Here is an 8,850-nt window from a genome sequence, read left to right as displayed (position 1 = left end):
CCAGTTATTATGATGGCGGTAGGACCTGTAACGCCAGTAGGACCAGTTATTCCGATTCCGGTAGGACCTGTACCCCCAGTAGGACCAGTTATTCCGATTCCGGTAGGACCCCAGTAGGACCAGTTATTCCAATTCCGGTAAAACCTGTCGCACCGGTAGGACCTGTGATTCCAGTAGGTCCGGTGGGTAATGTAAATGGTGGAATTGATGGTAGTGTGGGACCGATTAAATTTGGTTCTAGAGCAGTTCCATGTAAAATACTATATTCTTCACTCATATAGTAAACCTCCTATTATTGCTTGTCATAATTATTAAATGTATCAGGGGAAGGAAATGACATTCGCAATAGCGGAGGCGCTTCTTATAATTTCTCCTCAGCGAATATAGGTCTAATTTAAGAAATATTGAAGTGTAGAGTTGCGTACTACTGAAGTATGGCACCTTTACTTCTCACGTAACATATAGTATGATGATTTCAATAAATTAGATTTCAATGACTATAATATAAATTAATGAGAGGTGCTTTTTGTGAGTGCGGTAGGTACTAAATAGGAAAAATTTAATGAAATAAATCAGATAAGAACAGGGGATTTTTATGTATACCATACCCCTAGCTTTGTCATGGATTTATTTCAATACCTATGAAGATACCTACAATACTTTATAAAGCGTGTAATAAGGGGATTGCCATCTGTTTTTTATGGCTTATTTCCTCATATGTTATTACTCATGCCTTGTAAATGTAAAAGCTGCGGTATCCCCGCAGCTTTTTTGTATATATTTTTAATGTATAAAAATGGTAATTAAATAATGTAGAGCTCATTGGAATCTAATGAGTAGGTATCTTCATTTATGATAAAAATCAATCATAGTGAGGAGAAACAAAATGAATACGATGACTTTTGAAAAGTTACAATATAACGAATTAAAGGATATAGTGAAATCTTATTGTGTAAGTGGATTAGGTAAGGAATTAGTAAACAAATTAGAGCCGAGTACGAGTATAAAAGTAGTGAGAAATCGCTTGAATGAAACGACAGAAGCACGAGCTATATTAGATGCAGAAGGGCATGTTCCTTTCTTCGGCATTTCTAATATTGCTAGTACAATTCAAAAATTAGAAAAAGGGATGATTTTAGATCCAGAAGAATTAGTAAGTGTTTCAGATTTTTTACGTGGGTGTAGAAAGATTAAAAAGTTTATGTTAGATAAAGAATTTTTTGCACCAGTATTAGCTTCTTATGCAAATTCAATGACTGAATATAAAAGTATTGAAGAGGAAATTAACTTTTCAATTAAAGGAAATAGTATTGATGTAGCTGCAAGTAAAGAGTTAAAACGAATTCGAAATAATATCGATTCTGTAGATGGGAAAATAAAAGAACGTTTAACGAAGTTTTTAAATAGTAGTGCAAATAAGAAATTCATTCAGGAATTCTTTATTAGTAAAAAGGATGACCGTTATACGATTCCAATTAAATCTTCCTATAAAAATCAAGTTGCTGGAAGTATTATTGAAGCCTCGGCAAAAGGTTCTACTGTATTTATAGAACCGCATACGGTTACGAAATTGAATGCAGAATTAGCAGGTTTGAAAGCAGAAGAAGCGCTTGAAGAGTATCAGATTTTAGCGACTTTATCAGGAATGGTCTTAGAAAACATATATAGTATAAAGATTAACATGGAGCTAATTAGTCAGTATGATATGGTATTTGCGAAAGCGAAGTTTAGTAAATCGATTGATGGAATAGAACCGAAGTTAAACGATCATGGCTACATTCATTTAGTGAATTGTAAGCATCCGCTTTTAACAGGGCAAGTTGTACCGTTACATTTTAAAATTGGTCAAGAGTATCGTAGTTTAATTATTACAGGGCCGAATGCGGGCGGAAAGACAATTGTGTTAAAAACGATTGGATTGTTAACATTAGCTACAATGTCAGGTCTTCATATTGCAGGAGATAAAGGTACAGAAATCGCTATTTTCGAAAATGTATTCGTAGATATTGGTGATAATCAAAGTATTGAAAATGCACTAAGTACATTTTCGTCTCATATGAAAAATCTTTCTGAGATTATGAGGATGTCAAATAATAATACGTTACTTTTATTTGATGAAATAGGGAGCGGTACAGAACCAAATGAAGGTGCAGCACTTGCAATTTCTATTTTAGAAGAGTTGTACTTTGCGGGATGTATTACCGTTGCGAGTACGCATTACGGAGAAATTAAACGATTCTCAGAAATGCATGATGACTTTATGAATGCAGCGATGCAGTTTAATAGTGAAACGCTAGAGCCGCTTTATAAATTAGTTATCGGAAAATCAGGAGAAAGTAATGCACTTTGGATTGCGAATAAAATGAGCGTAAAAGAACATGTACTGAAAAGAGCGAAAGAGTATATGGGAAATAAAGAGTACGCTTTAGAAAAAGTGAATGAAAGTAAAATTAGAAAACCGAAATTTGTACAAGAAAAAAGAGAATCTCATTATGAGTACAAAATCGGCGATCGCGTTAATTTATTGGATCATGATGATTTTGGTATCATCTATAAGGAAAAAGATAATTTTTATAACGTTGTTGTATATTATAACGGTGAATTCGTTGAAGTAAATGTAAAACGTATTACTTTAGAAGTAGCAGCGAAGGAGTTATATCCAGAAGGATACGATTTAAATACACTATTTGTTGATTATAAAGAAAGAAAAATGCAACACGATATTGAGCGCGGATCGAAAAAAGCACTGCGTAAAATTCAAAAAGAAATAAGAAAGGATAGAGGATAAGTTAAAATGGTAACGATTAGACAAGAACAAAAAAATGATTATAGAAAAACAGAAGAAGTCATAAAAGAAGCATTTTTAAAGGAAGAATTTAGTGATAAAACAGAACATGAACTTGTAAAACGTATTAGAGAATGTGACGCGTTTGTTCCAGAGTTATCAATTGTTGCGGTAGATGAAGATATAGTTGGTCACATTATGTTATCGAAAATTACAATAGAACAAGATGGAACTTCTGTAGAATCGTTAGCACTTGCACCAGTTTCAGTTGCTAGGGGTCATCAGAAAAAAGGAATTGGTGGAAACCTGATTGTAGCTGCATTAGAAAAAGCGAAAGAGCTTGGATACGGATCAGTTGTAGTATTGGGACATCCAGAGTACTACCCGAAATTTGGTTTTAAGAAAGCAAGTGAGTGGAATATAAAAGCACCGTTTGAAGTGCCTGAAGAGGTATTTATGATAATGGAATTAACAGAAAATTCTCTTCGAGGTGTAGAAGGAATTGTACAATATTCGAGTGCTTTTGCTGAGTAGGAGTAACGGTTAAGAAATGTAATCATAAAAGATGCTATCTTTTTGTATGGATATACAGAAAGATAGCTTTTTTATTAAGCGGATCTACTGACGTATATTTTGCTCAATGAATAATTGAGGTGGTAAAATTGATATAGAAACGTAAAGGGAGAGAATGAAATGAATAAGCGAGAAACAGATAGTAATGAGAATGCAGTTACTTTATATGTTACAAGACACGGTAAAACAATATTAAATACGAATCATCGCGCGCAAGGTTGGGCTGATTCTCCATTAGTAGAAAAAGGTGTTGAAGTTGCCACAAATTTAGGAACAGGATTAAAAGATATTCATTTTATGAATGCGTATAGTAGTGATAGCGGCCGAGCGATTGAAACTGCTAATTTAGTATTAAAATATAGTGAGCAATCAAAATTAAAACTTGAGCAAAGAAAAGATTTGCGAGAATTAAATTTCGGTATTTTTGAAGGTGAAAAACTTGAGAATATGTGGGATGTGGTTGGAAAAGCTGCAGGCGTTGCATCACCAGAAGAACTTATGAAGTTTTCTATTCAAGAAGTGATTAATCTTATTAGAGTAGCAGATCCTACAAAACAGGCGGAAGATTGGGAATTATTTTCTACTCGCATAAAAGCTGAGATAGATAAAATTAGTGAAGAAGCTGCTGGAAATGGTGGCGGTAACGTTTTAGTTGTCGTTCATGGGCTTTTGATTACTACCTTAATAGAAATGTTAGACAGTAGCAAAACAAAACTTGGGGTGGAAAATGCTAGTGTGACGAAGATTGTATACCAAGATGGAACATATACAGTCGAGTCGGTTGGAGATATGAGTTATGTTGCAAAAGGGAAAGAAAGTGTGGAAATATAATTAAATCTCAAATAGAAATAAGAAAAGGAAGGTAGAGAAATCTAGCTTCCTTTTCATTTTGTGAATTATGGGATTAATAAAATCTTCCCTGTGCTTTTACGGCTCTCTAATAATTCATGAGCAAGAGCACCGTCTTGTAAAGAGAATGTAGTAGGATTTGAAATGTTTAATTTTCCAGTTGCGATCCAATCGAATAATTGAGTAGATCGTTTTTTACGTTCTTCATAAGTGGTAAGCACGTTCCAAAGGTCTCCACCAGTTAAAGTTTTTGAAGTATCCATAAGCATACGCGGATCAACTGGCGCAGGATTACCACCAGCCATTCCGTAAAATACGACAGTACCGCCAATTTTAGTAGCGTTAAAACTTTCCCCTAATGTAGAACCTACTGATTCATACACAACATTTACTCCAGTTCCATTAGTCATTTCAAGTACTTTCGTATGCCATTCTTCGTTATATAAAGATACGCGATCGGCACCAGCTAATGTAGCTATCTTTGCTTTTTCTTTTGATGATGTAAGACCAATTACTGTTCCGCCCTGTAGTTTAATCATTTGAATAAGAAGTTGACCGACGCCACCAGCTGCAGCGTGTACTAAAGCTATATCACCTTGTTTTAGTTGATAGCTATCGTGCGTTAAATAATGTGCAGTTAATCCTTGTAATAAGACAGAAGCGGCTGTTTCAAAAGAAATAGAATCTGGTAGTGGGATTACTTTTTCAGATGGAACGGCAACTAGTTCTGCATTTGCAAATGGGACGTCCGCAAATGCAATACGGTCTCCTAGGTTGATAGTAGTAACGTCAGCTCCTACTTTTTCAACAATTCCAGCTCCTTCATAACCTAATACATAAGGCGGATTGCCAGCAAGATGATAATCGCCGCGGCGTCTATAAATATCAGCGAAGTTTAATCCGATTGCTTTCGTGCGGACAAGAATTTCATTTGGACTTATGATTGGATCGTGTATTTCTTTATAGTGTAGAACATTAGCGTCTCCGAATGTTTCGAAACAAAGTGCTTTCATATGGAATACCTCCATTTATATTGTTTATAGATGTTCTTTATCATACAATACAAATATCAATAGACAAAGAGGATTATTTCGATGGAATCAATCGAAAATATCGATTGAAAAGAGGGATGATAAATGGAAATAAAACAGTTAATTACATTTAAAGTAGCGGCACATACTTTGAACTTTACACAAACTGCGAAGAAATTAAACTTTGCCCAATCGAGCGTTACAGCACAAATTAAAACATTAGAGGCTGAGCTCGGTACACCACTATTTGAGAGATTAGGGAAACGTCTTTTCTTAACTGAAGCAGGTAGGAAGTTTCAACTATATGCCGACAAGATGATTGCACTCAGTAACGAAGCGAAAATGGCTGTGAAAGATGATGAAGAAATAGCAGGTACGTTAATAATTGGTGCACAAGAAAGTCAATGTACATACAGACTGCCTTCTATATTAAAGAAGTTTAAAGCACAATTTCCTCAAATAAAACTTATATTTAAACCAGCACACTCCAATAAAGATGCGAAGGAACAATTGATGGAGGGGAAAGTAGATCTTGCATTTATTTTGGACGAATGTAAAACAGAAGATGTTTTACATGTGGAACCACTTATGAAAGAAGAATTAAAAGTAGTAGCTGCTCCTATGCATCGTTTACTTGAACAACCTTCAGTTTCTATAAAAGATTTAGAGAGTGAAACACTTTTACTAACAGAATTAGGCTGCTCGTATCGGACTTTATTTGAAGAGCTATTTCGCTGGGAAGATGTATATCCAGCAAATAAAATTGAATTTGTTAGTGTTGAAGCAATTAAACAATGTGTTATTGCAGATTTAGGTATAGCCGTTTTACCAGCGATAGTAGTAGAAAAAGATATACGGGAAGGGACGTTAAAGGAGTTAATGTTAAACGAAACAATATCTCCAATTTATACACAAATCGCTTGGCATAAAGACAAATGGATGACAGTGCCACTGCGACAATTTATTGATGTAACGAGGGAGTTTTTTGTAACGGATTAAGTGGAGAAATATTTATTTTATATAAAAGAAAAAATGGCAATTTTGTATAAAGAATCGATGCTTGAATATAACAAGTATCGGTTCTTTTATGTTTTAAATATAGAATGCTATAAAATGTGTATTTCTCAACTTTTTTTCTTACAAGGATAAGTAAAATTCTTCGTATATTCCAATAATCATAAGGGAATTTACAACGTTTATTCGTTTCTGCAAGATGCCTCTAGGAAGCGTGAAAGGAGGACTTACATAGCAGTATAGCTTGTCTTTAGTATACGTACTTATTGTGAGGAGGAATTTAAAATGTTTAAAAAGTTAATGAAAGTATGCGTGTTAAGTGCGGCAAGTATAGGTGTATTATTTAGTTTTCAAGGAAGTACATTTGCAGCTACTGATTTAAGTAGTTATTATGATGGGAAAAATCCAGCAACAACGAAAGTATACGGGGGAAGTACGACGTGTGATGCAGATGGATTTAATGCAAAATCTACAGCTGTATATGAAGGTAGTAAAAAAGTAGGGACAGTGTATTTACGTTACAGTAATAAATGTCATGCAGCATGGGCTAAGTTTGTTTTAGATCAACCAGCACCAGCTGTTTCGGGAGGAGTGTACGCGTACGCTGTTGTGAATAAATACAAAAATGGTGTATTCCAAAAATCAGTTACTTCTAATCAGGGGAACGGCACAATAAAAACAGGTCAAACGAGCACTTATACAGGAATGGTATTTGATTTAACTGCTGATTTCGGATACACAGCAGATGCTGAAGCAGTTACGTTTAATAACGGTTACGGGAAAACAGCACGTTATTAATAAAGGAGTGAAATGATATGAAACTTTTAAAAAAGACGAGTGCATGTTTATTGCTATCTTTACTCGTTGTAACTAGTATGTTTAGCGCGACTAATAGCGATAAAGTATACGCAGAAGACCATTCATATGATGGGAAAAGTCCTTATTATAACAGCTGTGATCAATCTGCAGTAACGAAAGAAAAGAAGTGGATTGATTCAAATTCTTATGTGGAATTAAAATTTAGCACGACGTGTAAGACAGCGTGGGCAAAAGTTACTGTAACTCGCCTGGCAGTTTATAATAACGAAGCTGATGCAAGGATTGTTAGAAAAACAGATGGAAAGGCATACACTTGTGGAAGTGCTGGAGGAAATGGTGTTGTAAATAAAGGGCAAACATCATGCTATACGCCAATGGTATATGACTTAGATCCAAGAAAGGCACAAGCGCAGGGGAAACATGCAATACCAAATAGTGATGCATATAATTATGCTGAGACTATTTGGTATTGATGAGGATATGGAGATTGTAAGATAGAATATTTTAAGAGCATGTTTTGATTGGATTTCAAAACATGCTCGATTTGTATTCATTCTAATTTTTTCGGTAATCATGGACCATTGAATTAACTAAGGTCTGTATCAGGAGGATTGTATCCAAGGTGACGAGCCATAGATACAATTTGTCCTTTATGGTGAAATTCATGCGTCTCCGTATGAGTTAAAAGCCATAGCGGAGTTGTGCTCCAAGGTTCTTTTTGCCATTTCACTTCATTTGCTATATTTTCGAGCCAACGGTCATTGTATTCATCTAAAAAACGTTGTACAGTTTCGTCTACTAACTTAAATCTAGCACGGACTTTTTCCACATCTGCATGCTCAATTTCGTAATCGCTAGCAAATGAAAAATCTGCTCTTTTTTGCTTGAATGCGAATGATCCAAGCCAGTATTGATAGCAATCGGCTACATGAATATGAGTCTTTATAATGCTACCGTTTCCGAAATTAGGAACTGTGCTATGTAATTTTTCTACTGGGATTTCTTCCAAAAACGAAAATAGAGTTTCTCTTGTAGAGCTAATAAGATTATATTGTTGTTTTAAAATATGTAACATGCAAGTACACTCCTCTTTTATTTACATAGTAAGTAATTCTATATTTACGAGGAGTGAACCTTTTTATTATTTTTAATAAGCATATTAGATGTATTTCTTATTTGTTTCTGATAGATTAAACAAGGTGAAATTTTAATAAGTTGAACATTATTAGTTCATAATAAATTGTACATCAAGAAGGGGAACGATAAAATGAATAGACTAGTGGGTTTAAAACAATTTGAAATAACGCGCGGGGCGTTACTTAAATTTATGGAAACGTTAGATGATAAAACTGCGGATACGCAGCCAGAGGGTTTTAACAATACAATTCGTTGGCATATCGGTCACGTGTTAACAGCAGCAGAAGTTTTCATGTTTGGAAAAGAATTCAAACAATTACCAACTGAATATCCAGGTATGTTTGGGTATGGATCACGACCATCTAAATGGAAAACAGAAGGACCATCGTTAGAAGTGTTAACGGCTCAATTAAAAGAACAAGCAAAACGTATTAACGAAATTCCAGCAGAAGCATTTGAAAATAAACTGCCAGAGCCATTCCTAGGATTGGAAACAGTAGGGGAGCTTTACGGTATGATGCTTTATCATGAAGCTGATCATATTGGGCAAATGAAAGCGATGGAACGTATTATTAAAGCTCTTTAGTCTTAATTGCATATAACAAGCGATACAGTTGTAATGTTAAATAATATATACAAAAA

At 34.8% G+C, this 8,850-nt stretch carries 10 protein-coding genes and 1 pseudogene (1 of these 11 only partly in view); 7 read left to right on the top strand and 4 right to left on the bottom strand.

All coding sequences use genetic code 11. From position 1 onward, the window contains the following. Both DN400_RS30190 and betA read right to left on the bottom strand, forming a co-directional pair. On the bottom strand, positions 1-92 hold the beginning of the coding sequence (locus DN400_RS30190) for an exosporium leader peptide (protein ID WP_481747370.1). It extends 574 nt beyond the left edge of the window; the window shows 92 of its 666 coding nt (coding positions 1-92); the start codon lies at positions 90-92; its stop codon lies beyond the left edge, outside the window. Beyond that, positions 66-277 (bottom strand): annotated as a pseudogene (betA, locus tag DN400_RS30350) (collagen-like exosporium glycoprotein BetA); the annotation flags it as partial. The pseudogene betA and the gene DN400_RS30190, both read right to left, overlap by 27 nt. Positions 278-886: 609 nt before the next feature. Between betA and DN400_RS25105 the strand changes: the two are divergent. The 3 genes from DN400_RS25105 (at position 887) to DN400_RS25095 (ending at position 4,189) form a co-directional block, all read left to right on the top strand. Next, positions 887-2,788 carry an endonuclease MutS2 gene (locus DN400_RS25105; RefSeq protein ID WP_097821695.1) on the top strand — a complete coding sequence of 634 codons (1,902 nt, stop codon included), beginning with the start codon at positions 887-889 and terminating at the stop codon, positions 2,786-2,788. Positions 2,789-2,794: 6 nt separating this feature from the next. Further along, on the top strand, positions 2,795-3,319 hold the full coding sequence (locus DN400_RS25100) for a GNAT family N-acetyltransferase (protein ID WP_000256462.1): 525 nt from the start codon (positions 2,795-2,797) through the stop codon (positions 3,317-3,319). 159 nt (positions 3,320-3,478) lie between these two features. Then, positions 3,479-4,189, top strand: a complete 711-nt coding sequence (locus DN400_RS25095) for a histidine phosphatase family protein (protein ID WP_001042044.1) — start codon at positions 3,479-3,481, stop codon at positions 4,187-4,189. A 65-nt stretch (positions 4,190-4,254) separates the two neighbouring features. Here DN400_RS25095 and DN400_RS25090 read toward each other — a convergent pair whose 3' ends face one another. Next, positions 4,255-5,220: a quinone oxidoreductase family protein gene (locus DN400_RS25090; RefSeq protein ID WP_000645269.1), complete on the bottom strand. Its 966-nt coding sequence runs from the start codon at positions 5,218-5,220 to the stop codon at positions 4,255-4,257. A gap of 123 nt (positions 5,221-5,343) precedes the next feature. On the opposite strand from DN400_RS25090, the gene DN400_RS25085 reads away from it, so the two are divergent. From DN400_RS25085 to DN400_RS25075, 3 genes are all read left to right on the top strand, one after another. Continuing rightward, complete coding sequence (locus tag DN400_RS25085; RefSeq protein ID WP_000403893.1) at positions 5,344-6,237, top strand: LysR family transcriptional regulator; 894 nt, start codon at positions 5,344-5,346, stop codon at positions 6,235-6,237. 300 nt (positions 6,238-6,537) lie between these two features. After that, on the top strand, positions 6,538-7,050 hold the full coding sequence (locus tag DN400_RS25080) for a YjfA family protein (protein WP_000473732.1): 513 nt from the start codon (positions 6,538-6,540) through the stop codon (positions 7,048-7,050). 17 nt (positions 7,051-7,067) lie between these two features. Beyond that, positions 7,068-7,544, top strand: coding sequence for a DUF2690 domain-containing protein (locus DN400_RS25075; protein ID WP_000771159.1), 477 nt, complete (start codon positions 7,068-7,070; stop codon positions 7,542-7,544). A 113-nt stretch (positions 7,545-7,657) separates the two neighbouring features. Here DN400_RS25075 and DN400_RS25070 read toward each other — a convergent pair whose 3' ends face one another. After that, the gene (locus DN400_RS25070) at positions 7,658-8,146 is read right to left on the bottom strand and encodes a DinB family protein (protein WP_147802001.1); all 489 of its coding nucleotides are present in this window, start codon (positions 8,144-8,146) and stop codon (positions 7,658-7,660) included. A 192-nt stretch (positions 8,147-8,338) separates the two neighbouring features. Here DN400_RS25070 and DN400_RS25065 point away from each other — a divergent pair, with 192 nt between their 5' ends. Continuing rightward, positions 8,339-8,794: a DinB family protein gene (locus tag DN400_RS25065; RefSeq protein ID WP_001081119.1), complete on the top strand. Its 456-nt coding sequence runs from the start codon at positions 8,339-8,341 to the stop codon at positions 8,792-8,794. Positions 8,795-8,850: the final 56 nt, after the last annotated feature.

This window comes from Bacillus sp. AR8-1 (assembly GCF_008042345.1).
In the GTDB taxonomy this organism is placed as follows: Bacteria; Bacillota; Bacilli; order Bacillales; family Bacillaceae_G; genus Bacillus_A; species Bacillus_A cereus.
Note: the sequence above shows the minus strand (reverse complement) of the source record. Positions and strands in the feature narration are given on the sequence as shown.

Coding starts and splice junctions, on each gene's coding strand:
- DN400_RS25105 (WP_097821695.1), top strand. CDS start 887: ATGAATACGATGACTTTTGAAAAGTTACAATATAACGAATTAAAGGAT.
- DN400_RS25100 (WP_000256462.1), top strand. CDS start 2,795: ATGGTAACGATTAGACAAGAACAAAAAAATGATTATAGAAAAACAGAA.
- DN400_RS25095 (WP_001042044.1), top strand. CDS start 3,479: ATGAATAAGCGAGAAACAGATAGTAATGAGAATGCAGTTACTTTATAT.
- DN400_RS25090 (WP_000645269.1), bottom strand. CDS start 5,220: ATGAAAGCACTTTGTTTCGAAACATTCGGAGACGCTAATGTTCTACAC.
- DN400_RS25085 (WP_000403893.1), top strand. CDS start 5,344: ATGGAAATAAAACAGTTAATTACATTTAAAGTAGCGGCACATACTTTG.
- DN400_RS25080 (WP_000473732.1), top strand. CDS start 6,538: ATGTTTAAAAAGTTAATGAAAGTATGCGTGTTAAGTGCGGCAAGTATA.
- DN400_RS25075 (WP_000771159.1), top strand. CDS start 7,068: ATGAAACTTTTAAAAAAGACGAGTGCATGTTTATTGCTATCTTTACTC.
- DN400_RS25070 (WP_147802001.1), bottom strand. CDS start 8,146: ATGTTACATATTTTAAAACAACAATATAATCTTATTAGCTCTACAAGA.
- DN400_RS25065 (WP_001081119.1), top strand. CDS start 8,339: ATGAATAGACTAGTGGGTTTAAAACAATTTGAAATAACGCGCGGGGCG.